Annotated in this window: 24 protein-coding genes and 1 pseudogene; 9 read left to right on the top strand and 16 right to left on the bottom strand. The window is 61.1% G+C overall.

Going from position 1 to position 26143, the window contains the following annotated elements; genetic code table 11:
* Positions 1 to 68: 68 nt before the first annotated feature.
* Positions 69 to 497 carry an Hsp20/alpha crystallin family protein gene (locus PHO31112_RS15845; protein WP_150621369.1) on the bottom strand — a complete coding sequence of 143 codons (429 nt, stop codon included), beginning with the start codon at positions 495 to 497 and terminating at the stop codon, positions 69 to 71.
* Between the two features lie 158 nt (positions 498 to 655).
* The gene (locus PHO31112_RS15840; RefSeq protein ID WP_174995739.1) at positions 656 to 1906 is read right to left on the bottom strand and encodes an MgtC/SapB family protein; all 1251 of its coding nucleotides are present in this window, start codon (positions 1904 to 1906) and stop codon (positions 656 to 658) included.
* A gap of 170 nt (positions 1907 to 2076) precedes the next feature.
* Between PHO31112_RS15840 and PHO31112_RS15835 the strand changes: the two genes are divergently transcribed.
* Positions 2077 to 3036 carry a universal stress protein gene (locus tag PHO31112_RS15835; protein WP_150621367.1) on the top strand — a complete coding sequence of 320 codons (960 nt, stop codon included), beginning with the start codon at positions 2077 to 2079 and terminating at the stop codon, positions 3034 to 3036.
* A gap of 26 nt (positions 3037 to 3062) precedes the next feature.
* On the opposite strand, the gene PHO31112_RS27175 is transcribed toward PHO31112_RS15835, so the two are convergent.
* Genes PHO31112_RS27175 through PHO31112_RS15820 form a run of 3 tightly spaced genes read right to left on the bottom strand, consistent with a single transcriptional unit; the run spans position 3063 to position 4762 of the window.
* Positions 3063 to 3524 carry a universal stress protein gene (locus PHO31112_RS27175; RefSeq protein WP_174995738.1) on the bottom strand — a complete coding sequence of 154 codons (462 nt, stop codon included), beginning with the start codon at positions 3522 to 3524 and terminating at the stop codon, positions 3063 to 3065.
* 56 nt (positions 3525 to 3580) lie between these two features.
* Positions 3581 to 4048, bottom strand: coding sequence for a pyridoxamine 5'-phosphate oxidase family protein (locus tag PHO31112_RS15825; RefSeq protein WP_150621365.1), 468 nt, complete (start codon positions 4046 to 4048; stop codon positions 3581 to 3583).
* A gap of 60 nt (positions 4049 to 4108) precedes the next feature.
* The gene (locus PHO31112_RS15820) at positions 4109 to 4762 is read right to left on the bottom strand and encodes a BON domain-containing protein (RefSeq protein WP_150621364.1); all 654 of its coding nucleotides are present in this window, start codon (positions 4760 to 4762) and stop codon (positions 4109 to 4111) included.
* 401 nt (positions 4763 to 5163) lie between these two features.
* Here PHO31112_RS15820 and PHO31112_RS15815 point away from each other — a divergent pair, with 401 nt between their 5' ends.
* Positions 5164 to 5964: a universal stress protein gene (locus PHO31112_RS15815; RefSeq protein WP_174995737.1), complete on the top strand. Its 801-nt coding sequence runs from the start codon at positions 5164 to 5166 to the stop codon at positions 5962 to 5964.
* 57 nt (positions 5965 to 6021) lie between these two features.
* Here the strand turns inward: PHO31112_RS15815 and PHO31112_RS15810 are convergent, their stop codons facing one another.
* The 3 genes from PHO31112_RS15810 to PHO31112_RS15800 all read right to left on the bottom strand — a co-directional run bounded on the left by PHO31112_RS15810 (position 6022) and on the right by PHO31112_RS15800 (position 9335).
* Entirely contained in the window at positions 6022 to 7329 is a 1308-nt protein-coding gene (locus PHO31112_RS15810) for an NRAMP family divalent metal transporter (RefSeq protein WP_150621362.1), read from the bottom strand.
* Between the two features lie 72 nt (positions 7330 to 7401).
* Positions 7402 to 8553: an Acg family FMN-binding oxidoreductase gene (locus tag PHO31112_RS15805; protein ID WP_246178263.1), complete on the bottom strand. Its 1152-nt coding sequence runs from the start codon at positions 8551 to 8553 to the stop codon at positions 7402 to 7404.
* A gap of 125 nt (positions 8554 to 8678) precedes the next feature.
* A complete protein-coding gene (locus PHO31112_RS15800; protein ID WP_150621361.1) occupies positions 8679 to 9335 on the bottom strand; it encodes a hypothetical protein in 657 nt (218 codons plus the stop codon).
* A 475-nt stretch (positions 9336 to 9810) separates the two neighbouring features.
* On the opposite strand from PHO31112_RS15800, the gene PHO31112_RS15795 reads away from it, so the two are divergent.
* Both PHO31112_RS15795 and PHO31112_RS15790 read left to right on the top strand, forming a co-directional pair.
* On the top strand, positions 9811 to 11337 hold the full coding sequence (locus PHO31112_RS15795; protein WP_217427039.1) for a thymidine phosphorylase family protein: 1527 nt from the start codon (positions 9811 to 9813) through the stop codon (positions 11335 to 11337).
* Positions 11334 to 12242 (top strand): ribose-phosphate diphosphokinase, encoded by a 909-nt coding sequence (locus tag PHO31112_RS15790; RefSeq protein ID WP_150621359.1) that lies wholly within the window; start codon positions 11334 to 11336, stop codon positions 12240 to 12242. Before PHO31112_RS15795 ends, PHO31112_RS15790 begins: the two co-directional genes overlap by 4 nt.
* A 50-nt stretch (positions 12243 to 12292) precedes the next feature.
* On the opposite strand, the gene PHO31112_RS15785 is transcribed toward PHO31112_RS15790, so the two are convergent.
* Both PHO31112_RS15785 and PHO31112_RS15780 read right to left on the bottom strand, forming a co-directional pair.
* Entirely contained in the window at positions 12293 to 13330 is a 1038-nt protein-coding gene (locus tag PHO31112_RS15785; protein WP_150621358.1) for a zinc-dependent alcohol dehydrogenase family protein, read from the bottom strand.
* A gap of 24 nt (positions 13331 to 13354) precedes the next feature.
* Positions 13355 to 14197: a universal stress protein gene (locus tag PHO31112_RS15780; RefSeq protein ID WP_150621357.1), complete on the bottom strand. Its 843-nt coding sequence runs from the start codon at positions 14195 to 14197 to the stop codon at positions 13355 to 13357.
* 347 nt (positions 14198 to 14544) lie between these two features.
* On the opposite strand from PHO31112_RS15780, the gene PHO31112_RS15775 reads away from it, so the two are divergent.
* Entirely contained in the window at positions 14545 to 16401 is a 1857-nt protein-coding gene (locus tag PHO31112_RS15775; RefSeq protein ID WP_174995736.1) for a PAS domain-containing sensor histidine kinase, read from the top strand.
* Positions 16402 to 16408: 7 nt separating this feature from the next.
* On the opposite strand, the gene PHO31112_RS15770 is transcribed toward PHO31112_RS15775, so the two are convergent.
* The 5 genes from PHO31112_RS15770 to PHO31112_RS15750 form a co-directional block, all read right to left on the bottom strand.
* Complete coding sequence (locus PHO31112_RS15770) at positions 16409 to 17401, bottom strand: zinc-dependent alcohol dehydrogenase family protein (RefSeq protein ID WP_150621355.1); 993 nt, start codon at positions 17399 to 17401, stop codon at positions 16409 to 16411.
* 26 nt (positions 17402 to 17427) lie between these two features.
* Entirely contained in the window at positions 17428 to 18216 is a 789-nt protein-coding gene (locus tag PHO31112_RS15765) for a cyclic nucleotide-binding domain-containing protein (protein ID WP_150621354.1), read from the bottom strand.
* A 138-nt stretch (positions 18217 to 18354) separates the two neighbouring features.
* Positions 18355 to 18999 carry a response regulator gene (locus PHO31112_RS15760; RefSeq protein WP_150621353.1) on the bottom strand — a complete coding sequence of 215 codons (645 nt, stop codon included), beginning with the start codon at positions 18997 to 18999 and terminating at the stop codon, positions 18355 to 18357.
* Between the two features lie 152 nt (positions 19000 to 19151).
* Positions 19152 to 19619 carry a universal stress protein gene (locus PHO31112_RS15755; RefSeq protein WP_150621352.1) on the bottom strand — a complete coding sequence of 156 codons (468 nt, stop codon included), beginning with the start codon at positions 19617 to 19619 and terminating at the stop codon, positions 19152 to 19154.
* 4 nt (positions 19620 to 19623) lie between these two features.
* Positions 19624 to 20130: a universal stress protein gene (locus PHO31112_RS15750; RefSeq protein WP_150621351.1), complete on the bottom strand. Its 507-nt coding sequence runs from the start codon at positions 20128 to 20130 to the stop codon at positions 19624 to 19626.
* A gap of 258 nt (positions 20131 to 20388) precedes the next feature.
* Between PHO31112_RS15750 and PHO31112_RS15745 the strand changes: the two genes are divergently transcribed.
* The 4 genes and pseudogenes from PHO31112_RS15745 (at position 20389) to PHO31112_RS15730 (ending at position 24735) form a co-directional block, all read left to right on the top strand.
* The gene (locus tag PHO31112_RS15745) at positions 20389 to 21834 is read left to right on the top strand and encodes an MBL fold metallo-hydrolase RNA specificity domain-containing protein (protein ID WP_150621350.1); all 1446 of its coding nucleotides are present in this window, start codon (positions 20389 to 20391) and stop codon (positions 21832 to 21834) included.
* A 1-nt stretch (position 21835) separates the two neighbouring features.
* Positions 21836 to 22135, top strand: coding sequence for a DUF1488 family protein (locus PHO31112_RS15740; RefSeq protein ID WP_150621349.1), 300 nt, complete (start codon positions 21836 to 21838; stop codon positions 22133 to 22135).
* Between the two features lie 181 nt (positions 22136 to 22316).
* Positions 22317 to 23686 (top strand): annotated as a pseudogene (locus PHO31112_RS15735) (APC family permease).
* Positions 23687 to 24015: 329 nt separating this feature from the next.
* Complete coding sequence (locus tag PHO31112_RS15730; RefSeq protein WP_150621449.1) at positions 24016 to 24735, top strand: Crp/Fnr family transcriptional regulator; 720 nt, start codon at positions 24016 to 24018, stop codon at positions 24733 to 24735.
* 112 nt (positions 24736 to 24847) lie between these two features.
* Here the strand turns inward: PHO31112_RS15730 and PHO31112_RS15725 are convergent, their stop codons facing one another.
* Positions 24848 to 25723, bottom strand: a complete 876-nt coding sequence (locus PHO31112_RS15725) for a polyadenylate binding domain-containing protein (RefSeq protein ID WP_150621348.1) — start codon at positions 25721 to 25723, stop codon at positions 24848 to 24850.
* Positions 25724 to 26143: the final 420 nt, after the last annotated feature.

Below are 26143 nucleotides of genomic sequence, written 5' to 3'. Positions count from 1 at the left end.
ATTGGAATGCATGAGGGAGGGGGTGTTAGCCCCCTCCCCCCCACACACGCTTGCCCCACAAGAGGGACTTACTGAATGGTCAACTCCCGTTGACCGCCGTCAGTCCGCTTTGGGAGCACCAGTTCAAGAACGCCATCGCGATAATTCGCCTGGGCTTTTTCCTTGTCGACAGTCTGCGATAACGTAAAGCTGCGATACATATCGCCTTCATAGCGTTCGCGGTGCACGAAGTTCCCATTATCTTTTTTTTCCGTCGCCTTACTCACATGAGCGCTGATGGAAACCTGGTTTCCGTCGACGGCAACCTTGATGTTTTCCTTGCTGACACCAGGCATATCGGCGTGCACCGTAAATTGCTTGTCGTCTTCTTCGACATCCAGCTTGATTTGCATGCGCTTGGAGCTTTCCAGGGCCAGCGGACGCCAGAACGCATTGCGAATGAGATTCTCAAAGGGCTCATCGAAACTCAATGGATCGAATCGGGTAATGTTTGCCACGACTGACTCCGTAGGTTGAACGCCTAAGTGCGCTCCAGGCTCCAGGGCAGTGCCTGGCGACAGGTCGTTTTCGTCCTGATCCGGTTCGCACGCTATCTAATCTATAAGCGGGATGGATCGGCGGATTGACTGATGTCAAGAGGGGACTTCGTTCCGGATCATCGGTGTGCGGGCGAGAAGACATAACCTAGCCAGATCGCGCCCATCACGAGGACAAGCCCTGGGACCACGATCTTCGCAAAGCGAGGGCCACCGGAGAGCAGCGCCACGATTCCCTTGGAAACGGCGTTCGTCGAGGCCCCAGCGAGTATCGGCAGGGCTGCGTCGGCAGCGCTTAACTGCCCCTGCTCCGCCAGCGAAGTGATGCTCGCCGCGACGGAGTGGGCATCTGCGAGACCGCCCGCCATTGCCACCGCCAGCAAGCCGGCATTGCCGAACCAACGGGAAAGCACGCCCGACGCGAGCATGACGAGCGACACACTCACCGTCAGCACCAACGCCGACTTCATGTCGATGCCGCCGCCCACGTGAACGGTTTGCGGTGTTGCCTGCCGGCTCGCCCGCCATAGCGCCCACAGTGCGTACGCCAGCGCCATGCTTGCGCCCGCGCCAAGGGGCAGCGCCAGATCGATCAGAACGCTCGGGAAGATCGTTCCGATCACGATGCCGAGTTGAATCATCGTGGCAATCGTGGAGAGCACGGCGCCCGCTGCGGCGGCGAGTAGCAGTTCGGGATTGCGCTTGACGTGCGACCCCATCGCGCTGATCGTTGCGATGCTCGAGGCAAACCCCGAGACGAAGCCCGTGACCGGAAGCCCCGCGCTGGGCCCAAGCGCTCGTTGCGCAAAATGCCCGATGACGGCTATCGACAGCATCACGACTGTGAATCGCCAGATCGTGTAAAGATTGAGCGAGTAAAAGGAGTCGATCGCCCGGTCGGGAAGTATCGGCAGAATCACAAGCGCTGCCACCGCAAGCACGAGCATGTCTTGCAGTTCCGCTTCCGTCACCATACGCGTGACAATGTGATGCAAGTGAAAACGCACCTGCATCACGCATGCAACCGCCACGGCGATCGCAATGCTCAATGCAGGGTTGCGCTGCGCCGTCGCGCCGAGGAGCAGCGTCAGGACCAACCCGATTTCCGTGGTAATCCCGGGATCGTCATGAGGGCGCATATACGCAGCCGTCAATAGTGCGCAAAGCGCGAGAACGACGGAGATCAGCAGCCAGACGCCCCCGGAAGACATGGCCACCGCCCCGAGAACCGAGGTCAGTGCAAACGTCCGGATGCCCGCAGCGGCACGTTCGCGCGTGGTGCCCTTGCGCCGCTCCCGTTCAGCGCCAATCAGCAAGCCGACAGCCAATGCGGTTGCATAAGGCAGGAGGTCGAGCATGGGTTCAGCCATGGTGTGCCCGTCCATTACCAGTGGGGATAAGGCCTAGCATAGGCGACAGGGATCGGACGCCGCGCTGAGCTACGGCTGGATATTGACCGAACGCAAGGGGTTCGCACCACAAAGGCTTATGCTGTCAATTGTTCGTTGCCAAGGGTCGCATCCGAGATGCGGTATCAATCATGGAACCTGTCTCACAATTGTTGTCGCCGCATGGCATTCCCAAGCCTTTCCGGCGAATCCTCGTGGCCGTAGATCCCGCCGGCGCGTCGCAGAATGCGGTTGCCTACACGACGCGCCTTTGCACACACGAAACTCAGGTGCTGGTTTTGGGGTTTTTCGAGGATCCTGCGGCCTACCTCAAGCCGCACTCGCGAACGCCAGCGGATATGCATCAGGCGTTCAATGAGCTGCGGGAAGACGAGCTTCTGGCCATGGAGCGCGCGAAAGTGGCATTGCAACGCAGTGGCGCATCGGTCCATCCCCGCCTTCTTGGCCGCGCGCTGGGGAATCGGGACATATCTGCGGGTATCGCCAGGGTCGCCAATGAATGGAATGCCGACCTCGTCGTCGTAGGCGCAGAACCAGCCGACGGGCTCTTTGCCACGTTGACCACCCGAGTCTCCGGCGTTCTCGCAGAGCACACACATCGCGCAATTCTCGTGATTCCGGAGCGCGCGATTGAATCGTCATTGCACCTGCCGCGCCGGATATTGTTCGCGGTGGACGGCAGCGACGCCTCATTGAGTGCGGTGCGCACCGGCATGCAGCTCGCCCCTGCTCACGCGCAGTTGTTGGCGGTCTATGTAAAAGACCAGGGCGTGGACATGTCTGATCCGAAGGAGTTTCTGCGATCGCCGTCGTCCGGCATGTCCAGAGGCGAGCTTGCACTGGAGTCAGCCACAACACTCATGTCGGAGCAAGCCCCAAACGCGACAATTGAACGTCGGTTATCGCACGCAGGCATGACCGAGGATGTGGCGGCAGCCATTGTCCGGGAAACGCGCGAATGGGAGGCCGATCTCGTTGTCATTGGCGCACAGGATCGCGAAGGGTTGTCCTCGTGGTTCAACGGGCATGAGAACGAACGCGTCGCCCGCGTGATCGATCGCCCGTTGCTGATAGTCAATGGGGCAGGCTGACCGGGTGTCGGGTGTCGCCAGGCCCGCTACGGGCAGGCCGACTTGACGACGAGCACCGGCAGATCTGCGTGTTGAAGCACGCGGTTGGCCTCGCTCCCGAGCGTGAGGCGAGCGAGACCCCGGCGGCCATGCGTTCCAGTGACCAAGAGATCCGCCCCGACACGCTTCGCTTCGGAAAGCAACCGATCCGCGATATGCATGTGGCTATCCACAAGCGGAAGCGCCAGGAAATCGGCAGCAATCCCCTCACGGGCCAATAAGTTCAGCGCCGCTTCCCGCACGGCCAGCGTCTCGGCGCTCTGCGCGTTCCGAACTTCGGCCACCGACGGCAGCGCTGCGGCCATCAACGGGAAGTAAAGCGCCGGGTCCACTTCGACATAGGCGACACGCAGGTTCGCCCCCAGCGCTCGGGCGAGCCTTGCCGCATGAACCAAAGCCGTCTTTGATGGCTCGCTGTCATCAAAGGCCACCATAATGTTGCGATACATATTGCCTCCGTGCGCTTCGCTGCGAGATAAGCCGGCCAATGACACAGCCGCTATTCCTAGCGGCGCTTTGACGGGATAGTGACGATGTCGGTATGACCGAACCCACGACTGTAGTCCAGCACCTTGATAGCCCACGACTCCAGCTTCACGATGGTCGTTCTGCTCGATCCATGTTCCGGCACTCGTGTCCATGCGTCCGGAAAGCGTGCGTCGAGCAACCGGATTGCGAGTGAACGCTCGGCGGATTCGTCCGACAGAATTTCCGCAAACGCGTGGCCTGACAGCCCTTTGATTTCGGGCCATTCCGTGTAGGGCTTATAGAGACAGAAGGACACCTGCGGATTGCGCTCGATATTCGCTATCTTGAGGCTGTCGCGTCCGGTGGCGAAGTAGATGTCGAGTCCATGATGAACAAAACAAACGACATCCGACTGGGTATTCCCGTCTGCCATCAGCGTGGCGAGCGACAGCTCTCTGCAACTGTCGAGAATGTCCAGCGTGACGGCTTCCAGTGTTGCGTTCATCAGGGGCCTCCTATGTGTCGCTCCGGCTCACAGCGATTGCGCCGCCAGCGCCCGGCTTGCTCACTCGACGGTCATCCGATCCACGACCGCGCATACGCCATGCGTCGTCATGGCAGCCCCTCGGATCGCCTCCTTCTCGGCCAGAGAATGGACTTTGCCCGTCAGAAGCACTTCGCCGTTACCCAACAGCGAGATTTCGATGTGGTGGGCCTCGCGCAGCGCCTGTCGAGCCAGCGCCGCGGCAATATGTCCGACGACTTCCGAGCGACGGGGGCTATCTTGCACCTTGATGTCGTTGATGACGCCCCTCACGCTGCGCAACGTGCGAACGGCGTTTTCAGCGAGTACGCGCTGCGTATAGGATTCGACATTGCCCTCGATCGTGACCCAGCCGTTCTCCACCTTGACGTGCATGCCGTCGACCGGCAGCCCGGCGTGCCACTTCAGGACGGCGAGCGCCGCTTTCGCGATATCGGCGTCCGTGTGCCGGTCTTTCGACGTTGGCAGGACCTCCAATGACACAACGATCGCGCGTGCGCCGGCAACACGGGCGGCGACGCGCTCCGCCTCGCACTTTTCAAGAAAACTCGCCACGTTGCCTGATAGCGTGACGATGCCATCCTGAACTTCCACACCAATCTCATTGGCATGAATGCTGGTGTCGCGCGCGAGCTCGTCCATCACATCACGCTGCAATTGGGAATCCGTCTTCATGGGGTGTCTCCGGGACGTGGTGCCGATTCACGCGATACAACACGTCGGCGACGCCCATACCGCGATATACCACTTCACCTTAGCCTTATGCGCTGCGTATTGCCGGGTTCTCCCGCCGTCGCTTGATCAGCGTCAATTCGACCCGGCGAAGCACCTGTCGCGCAATGCGGCATTCGTAGTCTCGACGACAGCGAACAACACCCTTGCGAGAACTGCCACCGGTCATCGACTCGCCGGACATTGATTCGCATCAACGGGATGTCGTGAGCGCACCCGCCGTGACGTGATTACAGACGTATAACAAAAACACGCCCGTACAGGAATCTGTGCTGTCGCGGGCAAACGGCTACGTGCCTTATGCGAGGAGGAACAAAATGAGCCTACGGAGAATTTGCGTCCACGTGGATGACACTGCGACGAGTGCCGCGCGTTTGCGCTTCAGCGGGCTGCTCGCTCGCCAGCATGATGCCAGCCTCGCCGGCATCTATCTGCCACATCGGCCTGGCGCCGTGCATGCCGGACAACCCGAATCGTCCGGGACTCGCTATCAGATGGAGGGGCGCTCTCAGGCAGCCTTGCACGCGGCCGAACATCTTTTCAAGGAAGTCTGTGCCGAACACGATGTCACCGGAGACTGGCGCTCGCCGTTCGGTGCACCGACAACCATTCTGTCGAACTTTGCCAAAGCCGCCGACCTTTGCATTGTCGGCCAGCCCGATTCACCGGGCGGCGTTGCCGCACTGGGCGTCGACGGTATCGGAGACATCATTGTTTCGGCGGGCGTTCCGGTACTGGGACTCCCCCACAATGTCACCTTGCCGCGTGAGATTCGACGTATCGTGGTCGCGTGGAACGGCTCGCGCGAGGCGCGCCGCGCCATCGGCGACGCCTGGCAACTGCTGGGGCGTGCCCAGGATATTTTCGTCGTGGGCATCAACCGCGCGCCGGCCGGCGATGACCCTTCGCTCGCCGACATCGTGCGGCTAATGGAGGGTCACGGGTTGCGCGCAAAGGCCGTATCGGTGAGGCAAGATACCGAAGCGAGCGACGGCGTTCAGTTGCTGGCGGTTTCAGAGGAGCACGAGGCCGACTTGCTTGTCATGGGCGCCTATGGACACGGGCCGACGCGCGAACGCGTCTTCGGCGGCGCAACCCGGACGGTGCTCAAGCACATGTCCACCCCCGTACTGCTCTCACATTAACCCTGTCCAATTCGATCCGATCCGCACTGCAGCCGCTTCGGGGGCTGCAGTGTTCTCTTAGCTCGCAAACAACATGATGACGGCCGCCGCGCACATGACGCCGGTGGCGATCCACCCCAACGCGAGAATCGGCCAACTCGCAGTAAACCGCCCCATCACCGATTTGCGGGTCGCCAAAAGCAGAACCACAGCCATGAGCGGAACCGCCACCACTCCATTGATGACGGCACTCCAGAACAAGGCTTTCATCGGGTTGATGGGGGAATACTGAATGGCGGTCGCCGCCAGCATGCTCAACGTAATGATCCCGTAAAAGCCTAGCGCGCTGCGGGGCGTGCGCTCGAGCCCCTCGTTCCAGTGCATTGCCTCCGAGAGCGCATACGCGCCGGAGCCTGCCAGCACGGGGACGCCGATCAATCCGACGCTCACGATGCCGATGCTGAAGAGCACATAAGCCAGATCGCCCGCCAGCGGCCGCAACGTATCGGCCGCCTGGGCCGCCGTCTCGATACTGTGAATCCCTGCCACATGGAGGGTGACGGCGGTCGAGAGCATGACAAAGTAAGCCGTGATGTCCGAATAGAACATGCCCGTCCAGGTGTCCCAGCCAATTCGCCTGAGCTCACTCCCTGCGGCGCTCTGGTCGTTGATCAACGGAACCGCGCCAGGGGTTCTTTCCATCTCTTCCACCTCTTCCGAGGTCTGCCAGAAGAAAAGGTACGGGCTGATGGTCGTGCCAAACACACCGACCACCACCGCAGCGCTGGAGGCGTCGATACTGAATTCGGGCCACACGGTTCGCAACGCTACCAGACGCCACGGCACCTGCACCGTAAGCAGAACGGCGGCGTACGCGAGCAAGGATAGGGTCAGCCACTTCAGGAACACGACGTACCGGTGGTACGGTACAAACACTTGCAGGAGTAACGTTCCGAGGGCAAACGCGATGGTCATCCAATGACGATCCGCACCGCTGACCAACTCGGCGACTTCCCCCATGGCCGCCAGATCGGCCGCAATGTTGAGTGTGTTTGCAATGAGCAGCAACACGATCACGGCCCGCAGAACCACGGGCGGAAATGCCGTTCCGATGTTCTCGGCAAGTCCTTTGCCCGTCACTCGGCCGATACGCGCACAAACCAATTGCATGGCAGCCATCAACGGGAACGCGAGCGGCATCGTCCAGAGCATGTTGAAGCCGTACTGTGCGCCCGCTTGGGCGTATGTCACGACGCCGCTCGGATCGTCGTCGGCAACGCCTGTAATGAGCCCCGGCCCCACCCGCGCAAGCGGGTGTTCGCGCATCCGCTTGCGCAGTGCCTGGAGTACGGTTAACGAGCGTTCGCCGCGCAGTTCAACCCCCATTCCCGCCTCGCAACTCAAGTTGGATTTCGTGTGCTCCTGCACACCGATGCATGTCAAGGCAACGTCGAAGTATCACATCGTCACCGATTCGACAGAGCGCCGGGGCGTATGGGCCTGCTCCGGACCATGGCCCACGCGCAGCAGCAATTGAGGGAAGTCGCCGGTGCCAGTCATGGAGCCCACGGCGCAGCGCAATGCTTCGACTTCGATAGGTTGATTAAGAAAAGATGCGTGCAACCCATGAGCAGTGAGGGTCAGCAGCACGCGCTGCATTGCCTGGCCCACCAATAACCAGCTCTCGGCGTCGTCGGTCGACGTGGCAAGGCATATCAATAAAGGCGAGCCTTCGACGAGTCGTCGATGACTCGCCGCCACGCCCCCGCCGATGTCGAATGTGCGAACGACGGAACTGATGATCGGCGAAGCAAAGTCGAGCAATCCTCCGGCGGTCGCCGAGTAGCTGGCCATGCCGTCGTCGCGACGCGTCGCACTAACCCACGATGCAAGCTCCCGGCGAAAGCGAGGGTCACCCAATTGCACCCGATCCGCCTGGTCGATGAGGTCTGCCACGCGCGAACGCTCGCTCTCGTCGGCGATGGCGGAGAACTGAGCCCCCTCCCCCTCTGTCGCCTTGCGCAGCAATTCAATGGCGGACTGGGGAACCGGCGCCGCGTCGAATATGCGGCGGTTCGTCACGCGCTTCGCCATGGATGGGAAAAGCGTCGCGATGTCCGTGTCGACGAATCCCTCGTCCGAAATCTGCAGACTCGCGAGCACATCCGGCTCTGCGCCGGCAGGCATGACGCGGATCAAATACGGGCAGCCAAAGTGACTTAGGGCCACGCGCAGATTGAACAACGCCGCTCCGCAGCTAATCGTCAATTCGCGATCATAGGTGTCGCTCACCGGTAGCGCCCGCGATCGGTCGGCACACAGCAGGAGCGTGTCGTCGCTTACGACGAAGCGCCACGGTTGCGTGTTGTGCGTCGACGGCGCGAGTATCGCGTAACGCAGGCAGAATCTGAGTTTTTCTACGGCAGTCGCCGTCCTGGCGAACGCGTGTTCGTCGACCGCCCAAGCCTGAAGCCGGTTTTCATTGGATCGGGACACGATGACCTCCTTCGGCCGATGGATGGGACTGATATTTTGGCGGTGCAGCATTGCGTCAAACGGAAGACTCGGCGAGCACCTTATCCAGTTTGGGCCAACCGTGCCGATGCGCATTGACGAACGTCAATGCCTCGGGCCATCGGAGCACGAGCGCCTGCCATTGCCGGACGGCTTTCGGTGCGCCCGATCAGCGTTGGCCTACATCGCTTGCCAATACCGCAGGCACGCCGCGCGACGCGTTACCCCTTGGCTCCCGCGATACGGGTGAGTCGCCGCTTAGCGCTTTGACCGTCCTCAGTCGACATAGCGTTGAACGATTGCATGGCCGATCTTGCGATATCGGCCCAAGCGGCCCATCCGTTGGCGGGACACTCTGTATCGCTGGTCGCAGCCGCGCTGTCGGAGAAAACGCGTTGCCATGCCTTTTCTGCCGAGTAGTACTGTTCGGCCCACGCCGTCGGCATGCGCGCACTCATCTGCACCAGTCCTTGCCATATGAGGTTCTGCATCGCCAACTGACGGTTGATAAAGGCGAGTTGACTATTGAGCATCTCACTGAAATCCGATGCGCTATCAATCGCGCTGGCGAACTCCTTGTCGGCATGGAGCAGGCCTTCGTCGGTCTTCAATTGCATTTCGCGCAGGCATTGCAGACTCTCCATCCAGTTTCTGTGGGCATCGAGTACCGCAAACCACTGCGCCTTACACAGGGCAAGTGGGGGATTGGGGTCTTTGGACATGATCGCGTCTCCAGAATGGCGGGCGATCACCGGATCGTGACCGCCGAGTCCGACCGAAAGTCGGAAACGCCACGAAAGCAAAATCGAGGCGCTACAAAGTCCAGCATAGCCGGAGCCGCCTCGCCCCGTTTGTCCCACATCAAGATCGCCACGCACGGCTGCCACCTGCGGGCGACACAAAAAGAATGCCCGCAAAAGCGGGCAAAAAAACCCAACTTGCTTACATCCTTCACGGGGCCGTTTCCGGACGCAAGTGCCAGAACAAGCGCAACATCGGGTGATCGTAGCGTCGGCAGGTGAGTGCCGACAATGTCTCAACAATAGCGCGCCACGACAGGATCAGGCTTGACATTCCTCAAGCCGCGAAAATGTGTCGCGACCGAAAGGACATGACGGCAGGTGCGGTTTGATGCACGTCAACCTCACGTAGGGCACTCGTCGCGCGGCGAAAGAAGCGGCATTAGGCTCTAAAGCGGGGGCATATTCGAATTTTCCTCGGCGCTCACGCGCAACAGACGCCCTCCTCGCCCCCGAAAGGAGATGCACAGTGTCGGACGACATCGAAAAATCACCCCAAGCGGCGGCTTTGGGTCCAGCAAGCTCGCCTGTGCCGCGCCGCGCAGGTCAGGCGATGGGAGAAAGCGCGCCGGTTCCGCTAACGGGGCGGCGATTGCGCGCGCACAGGGTGCAAGTGGACACACTGCGCGAAGCGGTCGCCTATCTTCGACGCGATAGCCAGATCTGCCGCTCCGAAGGGTTCGCGGCACAGACGCGCCTTCAACTCGAGTACGGCGATGTGGTCGTCGTCGCAACGCTTCAGACGGTGACCGGGGATTGGCTGGAACTCGACGAGATCGGATTGAGCGAAGCCGCCCTGCTCGCCCTCGATGTGGCGGAGGGGGAATGGGTTCGGGTACGCCACATGCCACCGGTCGAGTCGTTTCGTCACGTGCGGGGACGCATGTTCGGCGAAGCCTTTACCCCTGCCGCGCTAGACGAGGTAGTGGCCGATATCGCGGCAGGCCGATATTCCCCCATCCAGATTTCCGCATTTTTGACGACCTGCACGGGCAACCGGCTTTCCGACGACGAGATCATTTCGCTCACGCGTGCGATGGTCGCCACCGGCAAGACGCTTCGCTGGCAGGCAGAGTGCATTGTCGATAAGCACAGCGTGGGCGGGCTGCCGGGAAATCGAACCACGCCAATCGTCGTCGCCATCGTGACGTCGCAAGGATTGGTGATGCCGAAAACATCGTCACGCGCGATCACATCGCCAGCGGGGACCGCCGATACCATGGAAACCATGGCGCCGGTCGATCTCGGCCTGGAGGACATGCGCAGGGTTGTGAATGCCGTCGGCGGTTGCGTCGTCTTCGGTGGCGCGGCTGGCCTGAGTCCTGCCGACGATACTCTGATTCAGGTCGAGCGCCCGCTCGACCTGGACAGCGAGGCCCAGATGATGGCCTCCATTCTGTCGAAGAAGCTGGCTGCAGGCTCGACGCACGTGCTGATCGACGTCCCAGTCGGCGTGACGGCCAAGATTCGCTCCCGATATGCCAGCGCACTGTTCTCCAAGCGCCTGCAAACGATTGGCCATACACTCGGACTCGACATTTCCACCTACGTCTGTCAGGGAGACCAGCCTGTCGGGCGAGGCATTGGCCCCAGTCTTGAAGCCCGCGATGTCCTGTCAGTCCTGCAGAATCGTAGCTACGCGCCTGCCGACCTATTGAACAAGAGCGTGGAAATCGCCGGAAGACTGCTTGAGATGGGAGGGAAAGTGCCCCCGGGCGACGGGGAGACCTGTGCGCGCGCCGTTGTGTCCAGCGGACTCGCCTGGCAGCAGTTTCAGCGAATCTGCGAAGCTCAGGGCGGGATGCGCGAGCCACTGGCCGGTCGGCATAGCAAGCCGGTGACCGCCCGCCACGGCGGCGTCGTCATGGCCGTGGACAACCGGCACCTGGCTCGGGTTGCCAAGCTGGCTGGCGCTCCGGCCGCGGCGCGGGCCGGTGTCGTCTACGAGGTATCGATCGGAAAGCCAGTGGTTTCCGGCCAACCCCTATTCACCATTTATGCCGAAAGTCAGGGAGAACTCGACTACGCGTACGAGTACGCCTGTCGTTTTCCCGCAATCGTCGCTGTGGGGGAATCATGAACGATGTTGCCGTCTACCCGTTACCGGGAAACGAACTCTTGGCGCGATCGCTGGCCGATGCGATTGATAGTCCTTTGCAACGGCTTAGCGTGCACCACTTCCCAGACGGCGAACAACTCGTCTCGCTCGAAGGGCCGCTCAGCGCAAAGTCGGTCGTCCTCGTCTGTTCGCTTCATCGGCCGGACGCAAAAATTCTGCCGCTTGTTTTTGCGGCGGACACCGCCCGCGACCTTGGGGCGAGCAACGTGATACTCGTCGCGCCCTACCTGTGCTACTTGCGCCAGGACGCTCGATTCCGCCCCGGCGAATCGGTGTCCGCCTATTGTTTCGGCCGATTGCTCAGCGCCCATATCGACGGCCTGGTGACGATGGAGCCGCACCTGCATCGCCTTCCCTCGCTCTCGGCCGCGTATTCCGTTCCCGTGCGGTCCCCTCATGGGGTAGTCGCCACAGCCCAGTGGATTTCAGAGAATGTTCGAGATCCCCTGATCGTAGGGCCGGACGACGAAAGCAAAGCGTGGGTCACCCAGATCGCCGAACGTATCGGTGCGCCGTGCGTCGTGGCGCACAAGACCCGCGAGGCAGATCGGCGCGTCAGCGTCAAATTGCATGTCCCCCCTGCCTATGCAAAACGCACAGCCGTCATTGTCGACGACATTCTGTCGAGCGGGCAAACCATGCTCGGCACCATTGGCGCGCTCGTTCACCACGGGTTCGGCAATCCGGTATGCATTGCCGTGCATGGCCTGTTCGAAGGCGTGAGCGTCGATGACCTTGTCTCTGCCGGGGCCAGCCGGGTGCTGACCTGCAATACCGTGCCGCACGCCTCGAACGCCATCGACGTCACGCCGGCCTTGGCCGACGCGGTTCGCGATCTGCTGGAGAACTTGCCGGAACCTCTCTGAGGGCTGCGGGAAGGCGTAGCGGACAATCGCCTTCCCGCTTGTTTGCCGCCTCAGGGCGAGATGATGACTTTCAGCGCATGCGTGCTGGACGCGTCGCCAAACGTCCGGTACGCGTCGAGAATGTGGGCAAGCGGGAAATGGTGGGTAATCAACACACCGGGAGCTAGGCGCCCGGATGCCACGGTCTTCAGCAGCATGGGGGTGGCGGCGGTGTCGACCAGCCGGGTCGTGATGCTGATGTTCCGGTCCCACAACGATTCGAGGTGCAAATCCACTTTGCGGCCATGCACGCCGACGTTGGCGATGACGCCTCCCGCAGCAACGATCGACTCGCAAAGCTCGAATGTCGCCGGCACGCCCACCGCTTCGATGGCCGTATCGACGCCCTGGCCGCCGGTCAATCGCCGGATGGCCTCCACGGCATCTTCCTTGGCAGGCGACACCACGGTCGTGGCGCCGAGCCGCGCCGCCACCTCAAGACGTGTGACGTCGGGGTCGATGACGATCACTTGGGCCGGGGTGAAGAACTGCGCGGTCAGCAGCGCCGCCAGCCCGATCGGGCCAGCGCCCACAATGGCCACGCTGCTGCCGGGTTGGACTTTGCCATTGAGCACGCCGCACTCGAACCCGGTGGGCAGAATATCGCTCAGCATCACCAGGGCGTCCTCGTCGACGTTGACCGGCGCATGGTAAAGGCTGGTATCGGCATGCGGCGTGCGGACATATTCCGCTTGTGTGCCGTCGATCCGGTTGCCAAGAATCCAGCCACCCGCGGCGCAGTGGGAATACATCCCGCGCCGGCAAGCGTCGCATTTTCCGCAAGACGAAATGCAGGAGATCAGAACGTGGTCACCGGGTTTGAAAGCCGTGACGGCGTCTCCGGTCTGGACGACCTCCCCGACGCCCTCGTGGCCCAGAATTCGCCCCGGCTCTACCGTCGGCACGTCGCCCTTCAGGATGTGCAGATCGGTACCGCATATGGTGGTCTTGCGAACGCGGACGATGGCGTCGGTTGGCGCCAGCAACTGCGGGATGGGCCGGTCTTCCAGCGCGATTTGCTGCGGACCGTGAAACACAAGGGCTTTCATGGAATGACTCCGTGTTTGGTAGTGTCAGTGCGACATCAGCACGGGCACTGTCATGGTTTCAAGTAGCGTGCGGGTGACGCCGCCAAGCACCCACTCCTGCATGCGCGAGTGCCCGTAGCCGCCCATCACGATGAGGTCGATGCTCATGTCCGCTGCGCGCGAGAGCAGTGTTTCGGCGATGCTGATGTCTGTGGTGCCGCGCTCAGGCGTGACTTCCACGTTGACGCCGTGACGTGCGAAGAACATACCGATATCGAGTCCCGGGATGGGCCCCAGATCATCGGGCCGGTCACCGCGACCAACATGCATGACGTGCACGGTCTTCGCGCCCATCAGCAACGGCATCGCGTCCGCCGCTGCACGCGCGGCTTCTCGTCCACCGTCCCAGGCGAGCAGGATGTTATCGAACGCCTTGGGTAGTTTTCCGGCGTACGGCAGAATCAAGACGGGACGCCCGCCACCCAAGACGGCTGACTCGACGAATCCCACGGCAGGAGAAGTCTCGGGATCGTTTCGGTCTTGTTGGCCGACGATGACCAGATCCGCATAGCGTGCGTGGGTTCGTATCTCACTATTTTCTTCGTACTGGGGTGTCAGCCGTTCCGGACTCACCCCTTGGCGCTGACAAATGTCTCTAAACATCTGTTCTGCCTGCGCCAGGCGTTTGGCGTCGTTCTCCGGCTCCGGGGGCGGAGGCAGCCCTGCCCCTGCGCTACGGGTAACATCGGGAAACGCCGGTGGGCGAAACGGTAAGTAAATACCGGTGAGGTGAGCGGGTAACCGTCGAGCGAGGTCCACCGCAAGTTCAAGGCGTGCACGGCATTGCCGACTGTTGTCCACGTGTACGAGCAAAGTCCGGTAGGTCATGGCGGCTCTCCAGAGAAGCGATCTCCTTGCACTGTAGTTCTCATGCGCGCCGCGCCGGTTGATACGGATCAAGCTCTTATCGGACCGCACGCCACATGGGCCGTCCGCTCGGCTTCACGTTGATGCCGGGGAGTACGGATTGCCTCTGATAGGATGTTGGCGCCAGTGGTGATACAACGGCACCGTTGGCGGCGTGCGAACCTGTATCGGGCGACCTAATGACCAAAATAACGCTACCTGACCTATTCCGATCTCTCTCGAAGCGAACCGACGGTGTCATTTTCGTGGCGCTATGCGCGGTCGTGGTTGCCCTCGCTGCGATTAACTGGCTTGCAGTGCGTACAACGATGCAGAACAACGTCGACGCGCGGTTCGACCTGCGTACCAGTGCGGCAAGGGACAAACTGGCGATCGCCATGACGGCGTATCGCGACGCGGTACACATCGCGTCGGATCGTCTCGCGGCGACACCCCCAATGGATGCCCAAACATGGGGCGCCTACGTACAGAGCATGAGGCTGGCGGAACGGCTGCCCGGTCTGACGACACTCGCAGGCTGTGAGCGCGTGGGCAACCGGATCAAGAGAACCGTTGCCTATTCCTTGGGAGACGAGGTTGCGCTCGGGCCGGACGGCTCAACCGTGTTGCCCGGCAGCCCCCAAACGTCGGATCGCGTCTTCCCGCGCATCGATCCGTCGACCGGGCGCTCCTATCTGGTTTTCTTGTCCGACACTCGCCAACCGGCGGTCTGCGCCTACGCCATTGCCGATGTCGATCGGATCGTGCATACGGCCATCGGCCCTCTGATCCATGATCTCACGCTGACCATTGCATTTCTGGAGGGAGCCGGGCAACCAGTTCCCGTCTTCGACAGCCTTTCCCCGAGAGCGCCCGCCGAGCCGCGACCGCCGGCCGACTACCGAACACAAGCTAGCGTGCCGTATGCGGGCAAGCCCGCGTTGTCCCTCACATTTACGGCCTCCCGCGAGTTTGCGACTTTGCGCGGTGCGGGCGTCGCAGACTGGGTACTCGCGTTCGGCGCTCTCATGAGCCTGGGGACGCTATTCGCCTGGGCGCTCGCTCTGGTCGTTCGCCGCCGCGCACGGGCGCTTGGCGAACGAGAGACGCTTGACAAGCGTCGATCGGACAGCCGGCTGTTCAGCGTGATCGAGTCCGTGCGCGAGGCGATCATCACTATCGACGAGCGTCAGCGCATTCAAATCTTCAATCCCACTGCGGAGAGCATCTTCCGATGCAGTGCCATGGAAGTGATTGGCGAGCCGCTTTCACGGTTCATTCCGGAACGGTTTCGAGACGCCCACCATCAGCACATCGCCCGCTTCGGATTAACGGGTGTTTCCGAGCGCCTGATGGGACGTGGCAGGCCGCTGTGGGGGGTGCGCGCGGACGGCGAGGAATTTCCGATGGAAGCCTCGATTTCTCAGAGTGCCGATGCCGAAGGCAAGTTTTACACGGTCATATTGCGTGACGTCACCGAGCAACGAAAAATCGCCAACGCCCTGCAAAACTCCCGAAGTGAGCTTGAAAAACTGACGGCTCGTCTTCAGGACGTTCGGGAAGAGGAGAAGCTCCGGATCGCAAGAGAGCTGCACGACGACATTGGCCAGCGGCTGACCGCGCTGAAGATGGACGCTGCCATGCTCAAAATGGCATTGGGTGGAAAAACGCCCGCGAGCGCCGACATCGTCAGAATCGAGCAATCGATCGACGGCATGATTACGGCGGTTCGCCAGATGGCTGCGGACCTTCGCCCGACGATGCTCGACGATCTGGGCCTTGGCCCCGCTATCGAATGGTTTGCCCAGGACTTTGCGCGCCGTTATGGCGTGGCTATCGACGTGACAGGGGCTCACAGCCTGCCGCCCATCCCTGCGGCGTTGGCGACGGCGTTATTCCGAATCGTTCAGGAAGCGTTGAACAACGTGGCGAAACATGCGAGAGCGACGTCCGTTACGATTGAACTGTCTTGCGATCGGGATTTCCGGCTGCGTATTTCCGATAATGGCCGCGGGCTGCCGCCAACGCGTCCGAAGTCCGATTCGCTGGGCCTTATCAGTATGCGCGAACGGGCTCGCTTGTTCGGCGGATCGCTGGACATTCGAAGTCCGGCCGACGGCGGAACCATCATCACCACGGTGATTCCGTTGCCGACGTCGGCGCCCGCCGAGGAGTCGTCCGATTAGCTGCTGGTCAGGACGCCCTGATCCGCAGCACGGCGGCACCGGAGAACGCGCCCCGGCGCAAGTCGTCGAGTGCCGCATTGGCTCGCTCGAGAGGATACGCGTGGGTCGCCACGCGCAGCGGAACTCTCTCGGCCAGCGACAGAAACGCCAGGCCGTCTTCTCTCGTGAGGTTGGCGACGGACCTGATCTGACGTTCGCCCCAGATCAACCGGTAGGGGAACGCCGGAATATCGCTCATATGAATACCTGCGCATACGACGACACCGCCACGATCGACTCCGGCGAGCGCTTGCGGCACCAGGTCGCCGACCGGCGCAAAAATGATCGCGGCGTCGAGTGGTTGCGGTGCAGGCGCATCGCTCGGACCTGCCCAGCAGGCACCATGCGATAACGCAAACGCCATGCCCTCTTCATCGCCGGGCCGAGTGAAGGCATAAACCTCGCGCATTTGAGCCTGGGCGATCTGTGCAATAAGATGGGCCGCCGCGCCGAAGCCATAGATCCCAAGCCTGCGGGCATCGCCCGCCATGCTCAACGAACGATACCCAATCAGACCCGCGCACAATAGCGGGGCTGCGGTCGCATCATCATAGTTCTCGGGCAGCCGGAAAGTGAAGCGCGCCTGCGCCACCACATATTCGGCATAACCTCCGTTGAGCGTATAGCCGGTAAATTTCGCGTCTGCACATAGGTTCTCGCGCTCGCTCAGGCAGAACCGGCAGCAGCCGCAGGTGGCGCCAAGCCAGGGCACCCCGACTCTATCGCCGAGTGCGAGTTCGCGGACATCCGCCCCCAGCGCCTCGACCGTCCCGACAATCTCATGGCCCGGGATGATGCCGTCGGGAACGTCGGGAAGGTCACCGTCGACGACATGCAAGTCGGTACGGCAAACACCGCAGACGTTCACCCGTATGAGGACTTGCGTCGGCCCCGGAGTGGGCACGGGGATGTCCACGAGCCGGAGTCTGCCGTCGGCGCGTGAAAACTGCATTGCCCGCATGGGGATCTCCGCTGGAACGGTTGCGTTTACTGGGCCGCGCTCGCCAAATCGCTCAGGCGCTTGGTGTCGATCAGGGTGATCTCGCGTTGCTTGACGCGCAGCGTATTCTGCGCCTGCATACGAGAGAGCATTCGGCTGACCGTTTCCAATTGCAGGCCCAGAAAACTGCCGATCTCTTCTCGCGTCATGCGCAGCAGGAACGCGTTTGGAGAATAACCCCGCGCCGCCAGACGCGCCGACACGTCGAGCAGGAAGCCGGCCAGCCGTGCTTCGCCGCGTGCGATGCCCAAGCGCATCAACTGGTTCTGCTCCCGCACGATGCCCGCGGCGATCAGGCGGTGCAACTGGTGCAGCACGACAGGGAACTGTGCGGCGACGCTTTCCAGCTCGGAGAACCTGATTGCGCAAACCTGACTGTCTTCAAGCGCGACCGCTTCCGAAACGTACTTGCCGTTCGCAATCGCGCTCAGCCCCAGAATCTCGCCGCCCAACATGTATCCGGTGACCTGCTCCTTGCCGTCCGGATGCGTAATAACCGTTTTGAAGGAACCTGCACGCACAGCGTATATGTGCTCCAGCACATCGCCGGGACGAAACAGCACCTCCCCCCGGCGGATGGTCCGGCGCACGCGGGTAACGCCATCCAGACGGCGCGCCGATTCGTCGGACAGTCCCTCGGCCAGACAGAACTGGCGCAGTAGGCAGGTGCTGCATCGGGGGATTGCGCCTGCGGGTTCGTCGAAAGCCCGATGCACGTGGATGGGCTGCGCATCCGACACAGGGCCAGTTTGATATTCGCGAAGTGGGATGTACATGGTGACCTCCGGCGGATCAGCGTCTTGATTGGACGTCTCCAGTATCGAAGACGAACGCCGAAAAGGAAATCAGTGACCTGCGCGATATTTTGTCAGCCGATATGGCGGCGTGTAGGCCGCGGCCTACAAATCCACGGGCTAGAGACTATCGCGCAACAAATCATGCCGGATCGCGTAATGCACCAATTCGGTTTGAGTCTTGAGTTGGAGCTTCTGGAGAACGCGAGCCTTATAGGTGCTGACGGTCTTGACGCTCACGCATAAATCGCTCGCGATATCGTTCAGCGTCAGTCCTCGGGCGAGCATCATGAATACGTCGAATTCACGGTCCGACAGCTGTCGAAAACTCGGGCCGTCCGCCACGGCTGTCGCAAGGTCTTTCGCAATCCGCTCAGCCATGGTTGGGCTCAGGTAGACGCCACCGTTGTCGACCTTCCTGACGGCGCTCACCAGCTCTGCCGGCGCACTTTCCTTGGTCAGGTACCCGGCCGCGCCAGCCTTCAGCGCTCTCACGGCATACTGCTCTTCGCCGTGCATGGTGAGCACGAGAATGGCCAAGCGAGGAAACAGCGCCTTGATCTGGGCAATGAGGTCGACGCCGCTGCGTCCCGGCATGGACAAATCCAGCAGCAGCACATCGCACGGCGCCGCCTGAAGCAGCGCAATGGCTTCGGCCCCATTCGAGGCCTCGCCCACGATCTCGAGATCGTCACTGCTGGCGAGGATACGCTGCAACCCGGCGCGAACCAGTGTGTGATCGTCCGCAACAATGATGCGAGTCATGCGCCTGCCTTTGTGTCGTAACGTTATTCTGGAGTATTGCATTCCTGAAATACGCGTTTGCCTGAAGCCGCACAAACGCGCCGACGATTCTACACGCACGGGCGCACGATATGCCATCACCCGGCTTGCACCAGGCCACGGTTGTTGACGCGCTAAAGTACCTCGTCGTTCGCTTGGGTCTTTGCGCCCGGGATGAGGATCACGGAGCGCGTTGCCTGTCTGACACAGTTTTCCGCCACGCTGCCCAATGCCAGACGTCTTATGCCCCGCCGCCCGTGCGTGCCGATCACGATAACGTCGGCATGCCATTCTTCGGCGGCAAGGTTGATCTGATGCGGAACATCTCCCCCAAGCGGCAAGAGTTCCCGAATCTCCACGTCGCCCTCGACGCCGGCCCTTTTAAGGCGCTCGCCGGCCAGTTTGCGAATGCTCTCTCCTTGCAGCCGCATCGCTTCAATGAAGGGGAACGGGTCGGCGTCGGCCACGTAGGCGACGGGAATATCGACGACGAACAAGACATGCAGCCGGGCTTTGCGTGCGGCGGCAAGTGCCAACGCATAGTCGAATGCCTCGTCTGCCGTGGGGCTACCGTCAATCGCGACCAATATACGCTCGAACATGATTTCACCCCTTTGTGCTCTCCGCAGACATCGCGGAGGCGCTTTGTGACGATGCGGCCGATGGGCAGGTCACCAGCATGACCGGGCGATGCGCCTGCCGAAGTACCTGTTCTGCGACGCTACCGATCATCAGACGCCGGATGCCCCGACGCCCATGCGTGCCGAGAATCAACAGATCGGCATGCCACCGTTCCGCCTCCCTGACGATGGCATCCGCAATCGTTCCGCCCCAGGCGCGCAAATCGATGGAGCGAGTGTCGGCCTGCAGGCCTTCATCATGAAGCTTTTTGTAGGCATCGGCCAATGTGAGCTGCGTCTCGGCAATCAGGCCTTCCCTGACCGCCTCGAGATCGATGTGCGACGCAAACGCGGACTGGTAGTGGGCGAATGGGTCATCGATAACGCTTATCGCCCTGACAACATCGTCGGGCATGGCGAAGCGGATGGCTTCGCGCAATGCGTGCCATGACGTCTCACTGCCGTCCATGGCAAGAAGGATTCGATGGGGCATTTTTGTCGTCCTCAATGTAGTTAGCGAATCGGATGACGACGTATCGGCCGGTGGCTTCCCAATGCGCGACGGTCATCCGACGGTTGTCGCCGCAACTCAACGGTATATGCAGCGCGGCCGGGCGTGGGTTGACACGAGCATGGTCCTTGACACACATCAACGTCCCGAACTTCACAGGCGCGCGATACCGGGAGAGATAGCTATGCTGACAATACCGGGGGGTCATGTCACCGCCCGACATTCGCGCGAGGTACGTCCATGCAATTGAGCTTTCTGGGGGCGGCCGGCACGGTCACCGGCTCCAAGACCCTGCTATCGGCAGACGGCAGGCAGGTATTGATCGATTGTGGTGCATATCAAGGGATCAAGAACCTTCGGGCGCGAAACTGGGCGCCGCCAGCCTTCGACGTTAGCCGGCTCGATGCCGTTGTTCTCACGCACGCCCATATCGATCACAGCGGCTACTTGCCCGTGCTGGTCCGCTACGGATTCAAGGGCCCCGTCTACTGCACGTCGGCGACCCGAGATCTGTGCGAAATCCTGTTGCTCGACAGTGCCCGGCTGGAAGAAGAACAGGCGGATTATCTCAATCGCCACGGAAAATCGAAGCATCGACCCGCGCTTCCGTTATTCACGACGGAGGATGCCCATCGCGCCATTGCCTTACTGAAGCCGCAGCCTTTCGACACCCCGCTCGCCATCGCCCCCGAGCTAAAGGTGACGTTCTTGCACGCAGGTCATATTCTCGGCGCCGCGATGGCGCAGTTCGTGGTTTGCGGCGTGAAAATTCTGTTCTCCGGGGACCTCGGGCGCCGGGACGATCCAATCATGCTGCCACCCGCGATACCCGAAACGCCCGATTTCCTGGTGCTGGAGTCGACATATGGGGATCGTCTGCATGACAGGACGGACCCTGGCGCTCAGTTGGCGGAGATTCTGAATCGCACGTTCACGCGCGGCGGTGCCGTAATCGTCCCCGCATTTGCCGTGGGGCGTGTGCAAAGCCTCCTTTACTGGATTGCACGCCTGAAGTCGGCAGGAGACATTCCGGACGTTCCGGTGTATCTGGACAGTCCCATGGCGATCAACGTCACGAACGCCTATTCGGCGCACCTCAAAGATCACCGTCTGAACCGTGCCGAATGCGCCGAGATGTGCGGCGCGGCCACGTTCGTCACGAGTGTCGAGGAATCCAAATGGCTGGACACTCGCTCGATGCCTTTCATCGTGATTGCCGGTAGCGGCATGGCCACCGGCGGCCGTGTCCTGCATCATCTCAGAGCGTTGGCCGGCAATTGGCGCAATACGGTGCTGTTTACCGGTTTTCAAGCCCTAGGCACCCGCGGATCGACCATGGTCAATGGCGGCAGCGAAGTGAAAATCTTCGGCGAATATGTCCACATCAATGCCGAAGTTGTTCAACTCGACACGTTGTCGGCACATACCGATTACGACGAAACACTGGCGTGGCTATCCAGGTTCCAGAAGCCAGTTCGCCATGTCTTCCTCAATCATGGCGAGCCTGCCGCCGCCGACAGTTTGCGCAGGCGCATCGCCGAGCGGTTCGGGTGGCCATGTCACGTCGTGGAGTTTATGGAGGAAGCTCGCCTGGACACCGAGGCGGGTCGGGAAGGCAGGCGTCCGGTTGCGTCTGAAGAGGTAAGCGGCGTCTCGCGTTGGGGTAACACATTCGTGGAGCCGTAACATGAAGATCGAGTTTCCACACATCGCGCCAGCCTATAACGGCGACGACATGACGATCGAGTTCACTGTCGATTGCGATCAGAAGCGGATTGTATGTGCTATCTCAGCGGAAGCGTTGGAAGACCATTTCGGTGCGAAATCGTGCAATGCAGACGATCTGATGACGGCATTCAGAGCGAATCGGGCGGCCATCGAAAAGATGACTGGGCGGTATCTGGCGCTTTGCCAGGGGGCGCCGGTTTTACTGCGCAGTGGACATTTCCGCTGGGGAATGGAGTACCCACCGTGTCGGGACGACTAGTTGGACGCCGACCGCGATGCGGCGTTTGCCCAGGCACCCCGATGCCTCATCCGGACGCAGGGGGAATAGCATCCGCCAACTGCCATATTTGCCCTGGGCAGCCGTCTCCAACTAATTGTTGAATCCCGCGCCGTGACGGAGTAAAAGTCGATCCATCGATCGTCAACCACGAGTCGCGCCCATGGACCAACCCGCCAAGCTCAATGCCGATTCGCTGGGCATCGTCGAGTCGGTCATCATGGGCATCGCCGGCACGGCGCCCGCCTATAGCGTCGAGGCCACGACGTCCACCATTATCGGGAGGGCCGGGACGCTGTCGCCGGCGAGCATTCTGGTGTGCGGGCTCATCATGTTTGGCATCGCTTACGCGTTCATCAACATGAACCGGGCGCTGGCGAGTGCCGGCACCTCTTATTCGTGGGTGAGCATGGTGTTCGGGCGCTCGCTCGGCTTCTTTGCCGGCTGGGCACTTTTGGTGCTGTGCTGTGTATTCATGGTATCGGCCATGATTCCGGCGGCGAATGCCACGTTGCTCATCTTTAATCGTCCCATGATGAATAACGTGCACTACGTGACACTGATCGCGGCGGCGTGGCTCACGGTTGTCAGTGCGGTGGTCATCAAGGGGATCAAGCTCACCAGCTACGCTCAGGTACTGATGACGATCATTGAAGGCGTCATCCTGCTCGTGATCGTCGTCGCGAGTTTCTTCGTCTTCCCGCGCGCGCCGCAACACCCGTTCTCGTGGGCCTGGTTCTGGCCCTTTACTTTCACACCGAAGCTGTTCGCCAATGGGGCGTTGGTGGCGATCTTCTTCTTTTACGGCTGGGACGTGACGCTGAACCTCAGCGAGGAAACGCGGGACTCCAACCGCGTCCCGGTCGAGCTGCATTCTGGTCGATGGTGTTCCTGATGGCGTTTTTCCTCATCTTCATTGTCATTACGCTGCTTGGGCTGTCGGATGCCGAGATCCAGCACTACAACACGAATGTCATCTTCGCCATTGCAGAAAAGCTGTTAGGGCCGACCTGGGGGTACGTGGCGATCATTGCGGTGTTGCTGAGCACGGTAGGGACGGTCGAGACGCAGATGCTGCAGTTCACGAGAACGCTTTTTGCCAAGAGCCGAGACGGCGCCCTCCACGAACGTTATGCGCGCCTGCATCCACATTGGCGAACGCCGCACATCGCCATTCTTTTCATCTGGATCGCCGGACTCGCGCTGTTGCTGATGTCGTCCTATCTGCCGACCATCAACGTCATCCTGCAGGATTCGATTACCGCCATCGGCTTCCAGATCTGCTTCTATCTCGGACTGACCGGCCTCGCCTGCGGCTGGTACTACCGCAAGGTACTGACGCAGGGGGCGTGGCTTGCCGTGACGCATGTCATATGGCCGGCGGTCAGCGGCATTTTCCTTTTCTTCATCGCGCTATACAGCGTCCCGACCTTTGATTGGGTCACCAATATCGTTGGTATGGGCGGCATTGTCATCGGCGCCATTCCGCTGCTACTGAACCGCAAACGTATCTGGTCCATGCGAGCGGGATAGCGCGACATATATCAAGCGGCAGTTCGCGTTTGGGAAAAAGAAGGCGGGCGATCGTCTTGACGGCCAAGCGCCACGAATCTCGTGATACTTCCCCGTGTGAGCCAATTGCCGATTATCATCGGGCGACACATGATTGACAATTCCAGGGTGGCGACCAAAAATCTAGACGAAAGCCGATGCACGTCAACGGCTCGGAGCAACCCGCCGGGGAGCCCTGCCACGCGGCAGTCTCGTTCAATGATGGTCGCGCCATCGATTCACTCAGTGTATTCATTGCGCAGCGAATCAGACGCGCACGTGTCCAGTTTCAGGGCATGAAGGGGAAATACATGCTTGCGCAACCGAACAAAAGCGCCAACCATCTGCTGTCCGTCTTGCCGGATGCCGAGTGGGGACGAATCGCACCGGAGTTGGTTTTGATCGAGATGCCGCTCGGCAAAGTCATTTATGAATCCGGCGACCGTCTGGATCACGTGTATTTCCCTACGACCGCCATCGTCTCTCTGCTGTACGTCATGGAAGATGGGTCCTCTGCCGAGATTGCGATCGTAGGCAAGGAAGGGGTCGTCGGCATTGCGTTGTTCATGGGCGGCGAAACCACGCCGAGTCGAGCGATCGTGCAAAGCGCCGGGTACGCCTATCGGCTGAGCGCCCGGCTGCTCAAAGAGGAGTTCAAGCGCGCCGGTCCGACGCAGCGATTGCTTTTGCGCTACACACAAGCATTGATCACGCAAATGGCGCAAACCGCAGTATGTAATCGTCACCACTCGATCGACCAGCAGTTATGCCGATGGCTGCTGCTGAGCATTGATCGCCTGCCGTCCAACGAGTTGCGGATGACTCAGGAACTCATTGCCAACATGTTGGGCGTTCGCAGATCCGGCGTTACGGAAGCGGCGTTGAAGCTTCAAACCGCCGGACTCATACGCTACAGCCACGGGCATATCGAAGTGCTGGACAGAGCTGGCCTCGAAAAACGCGTTTGTGAATGCTATGGGGTGGTGAAGCGGGAGTTCGATCGATTGCTTCCCGATATCCAGGCCATTTGACGCCTCCGTGCCCGCCTGGGGCAACGGTAATACGGGCCTCGCACAAATATGTCGAACGACATTTCATTTGCGCGAGGCCGGCTTGGAATGACAGCCATCCGAGGCGGCAGATTCAACGTCGCGAATCGCCTCGCCCAACGTCTCGTCCCTCCTCTGCTCCCCCTTGCTGTCCTCCCCGGTCCTCCCGGCCGCGCGGCTCCGGCGCCGATTGGCTGCGTTGCCCTTGGGGGGGCGCGCCGCGCGGTACCTGCAAACCCATCTGGGATTGTCGCTGCGGTTCGGGTTGCGGCATCCGTTGATGCCCCTGCGGATCCTGTTGGTCCCATTGCATATGCTCCGACGGCTGCCCGTTCGCTCTCGGCTCGCGCGGTGCCTGAGGCGCGGCGCGGCCGTTATGGGCCCCCCCGGGACCGGGACTCTGGCCCGTGCGCGACGGATCCCCGTAGTTTTGGGCACGCAGCGCATTCTGCTGCGCAACCGAGTGCGGATATCGGGCGCCGTAGTATTGCTGCTGATACATCGGCAACGGCGCCGGGCGCGGCGCATCACGACGATTCCACTGGTCCCACCCGCGGCGCTGTGCTTCCCATTGCGGCCCCCAACGCTGTCTCCAGCGGGGTGGCGCATCGCCTGCCCAACCATTGAAATAGTCGGGCGGGCGTCGGTAGTAGCGTACTGGAATGCGCAAGATGAACACGGGCACGGCCGTAGGCAATACCATCTGCCATGGCCCGTTGTACCAGGCGCTGGTGTACCAGTTGTCGCCTTGATACACCCAGTACTGGCCCTCGTAGAAGAAGTAATTGGAATCCAGTTGTGGCGCGTAATAGACCGGATAGTCGGGCACTTGTACCAGCGCCGGATAGGCGGGCAAATCGATGCCGATGCTGACACCGGGCGATGTGATGCTCACGCCGACCTGAACCTGTGCCTGAGCCGATATCACCGGGCAAAGCAGCACGGTCGCTGTAATCAGTAGATGTCGCATGTTTGCCTCCTTGCTCACGATCACTCACGTGAGTGGCATTTGCCCTTCACTTACCGATCTCGCCCCGGCCCCGGGCCGCCATCGCGATCGTAACGGTCATGGCCGAAACCCCCATGGTCGTAACGGTCATGGCCATACCCTCCGTGATCGTCACCGGGGCCAGGCCCCCACCAGCAGCCGCCTAGCGAGGCGACCACAAGCATCAACATCAATTTTCGAACAGCTTTCATGACTTCTCTCCTCCGGATTCGACGTTAGCGCCGGGGCCGTCGATATACACGCTTTGCGTACATTCGCCAACGTGAATCGTCAGTCGCCTGACTTTTCCTAACGGTCCCCGGTCAGATCCTCCCTGATTTCGCCTGCTTCGACTGACGCCGCTGCCTCCCCCCATTTTCGGGGAGCGCGTTTTCGTCCACT

It is taken from the genome of Pandoraea horticolens (assembly GCF_902459555.1).
Lineage (GTDB): Bacteria > Pseudomonadota > Gammaproteobacteria > Burkholderiales > Burkholderiaceae > Pandoraea > Pandoraea horticolens.
This window is presented reverse-complemented; position numbering and strand designations above follow the sequence as displayed.

Bases quoted from the DNA above. Each gene is read 5' to 3' on its own strand.
- PHO31112_RS15840 (WP_174995739.1), bottom strand. From the start codon at position 1,906: ATGGCTGAACCCATGCTCGACCTCCTGCCTTATGCAACCGCATTGGCT.
- PHO31112_RS15835 (WP_150621367.1), top strand. From the start codon at position 2,077: ATGGAACCTGTCTCACAATTGTTGTCGCCGCATGGCATTCCCAAGCCT.
- PHO31112_RS27175 (WP_174995738.1), bottom strand. From the start codon at position 3,524: ATGTATCGCAACATTATGGTGGCCTTTGATGACAGCGAGCCATCAAAG.
- PHO31112_RS15825 (WP_150621365.1), bottom strand. From the start codon at position 4,048: ATGAACGCAACACTGGAAGCCGTCACGCTGGACATTCTCGACAGTTGC.
- PHO31112_RS15820 (WP_150621364.1), bottom strand. From the start codon at position 4,762: ATGAAGACGGATTCCCAATTGCAGCGTGATGTGATGGACGAGCTCGCG.
- PHO31112_RS15810 (WP_150621362.1), bottom strand. From the start codon at position 7,329: ATGGGGGTTGAACTGCGCGGCGAACGCTCGTTAACCGTACTCCAGGCA.
- PHO31112_RS15805 (WP_246178263.1), bottom strand. From the start codon at position 8,553: ATGCGCATCGGCACGGTTGGCCCAAACTGGATAAGGTGCTCGCCGAGT.
- PHO31112_RS15795 (WP_217427039.1), top strand. From the start codon at position 9,811: ATGGGAGAAAGCGCGCCGGTTCCGCTAACGGGGCGGCGATTGCGCGCG.
- PHO31112_RS15790 (WP_150621359.1), top strand. From the start codon at position 11,334: ATGAACGATGTTGCCGTCTACCCGTTACCGGGAAACGAACTCTTGGCG.
- PHO31112_RS15785 (WP_150621358.1), bottom strand. From the start codon at position 13,330: ATGAAAGCCCTTGTGTTTCACGGTCCGCAGCAAATCGCGCTGGAAGAC.
- PHO31112_RS15780 (WP_150621357.1), bottom strand. From the start codon at position 14,197: ATGACCTACCGGACTTTGCTCGTACACGTGGACAACAGTCGGCAATGC.
- PHO31112_RS15775 (WP_174995736.1), top strand. From the start codon at position 14,545: ATGCAGAACAACGTCGACGCGCGGTTCGACCTGCGTACCAGTGCGGCA.
- PHO31112_RS15770 (WP_150621355.1), bottom strand. From the start codon at position 17,401: ATGCGGGCAATGCAGTTTTCACGCGCCGACGGCAGACTCCGGCTCGTG.
- PHO31112_RS15765 (WP_150621354.1), bottom strand. From the start codon at position 18,216: ATGTACATCCCACTTCGCGAATATCAAACTGGCCCTGTGTCGGATGCG.
- PHO31112_RS15760 (WP_150621353.1), bottom strand. From the start codon at position 18,999: ATGACTCGCATCATTGTTGCGGACGATCACACACTGGTTCGCGCCGGG.
- PHO31112_RS15755 (WP_150621352.1), bottom strand. From the start codon at position 19,619: ATGTTCGAGCGTATATTGGTCGCGATTGACGGTAGCCCCACGGCAGAC.
- PHO31112_RS15750 (WP_150621351.1), bottom strand. From the start codon at position 20,130: ATGCCCCATCGAATCCTTCTTGCCATGGACGGCAGTGAGACGTCATGG.
- PHO31112_RS15745 (WP_150621350.1), top strand. From the start codon at position 20,389: ATGCAATTGAGCTTTCTGGGGGCGGCCGGCACGGTCACCGGCTCCAAG.
- PHO31112_RS15740 (WP_150621349.1), top strand. From the start codon at position 21,836: ATGAAGATCGAGTTTCCACACATCGCGCCAGCCTATAACGGCGACGAC.
- PHO31112_RS15730 (WP_150621449.1), top strand. From the start codon at position 24,016: ATGCTTGCGCAACCGAACAAAAGCGCCAACCATCTGCTGTCCGTCTTG.
- PHO31112_RS15725 (WP_150621348.1), bottom strand. From the start codon at position 25,723: ATGCGACATCTACTGATTACAGCGACCGTGCTGCTTTGCCCGGTGATA.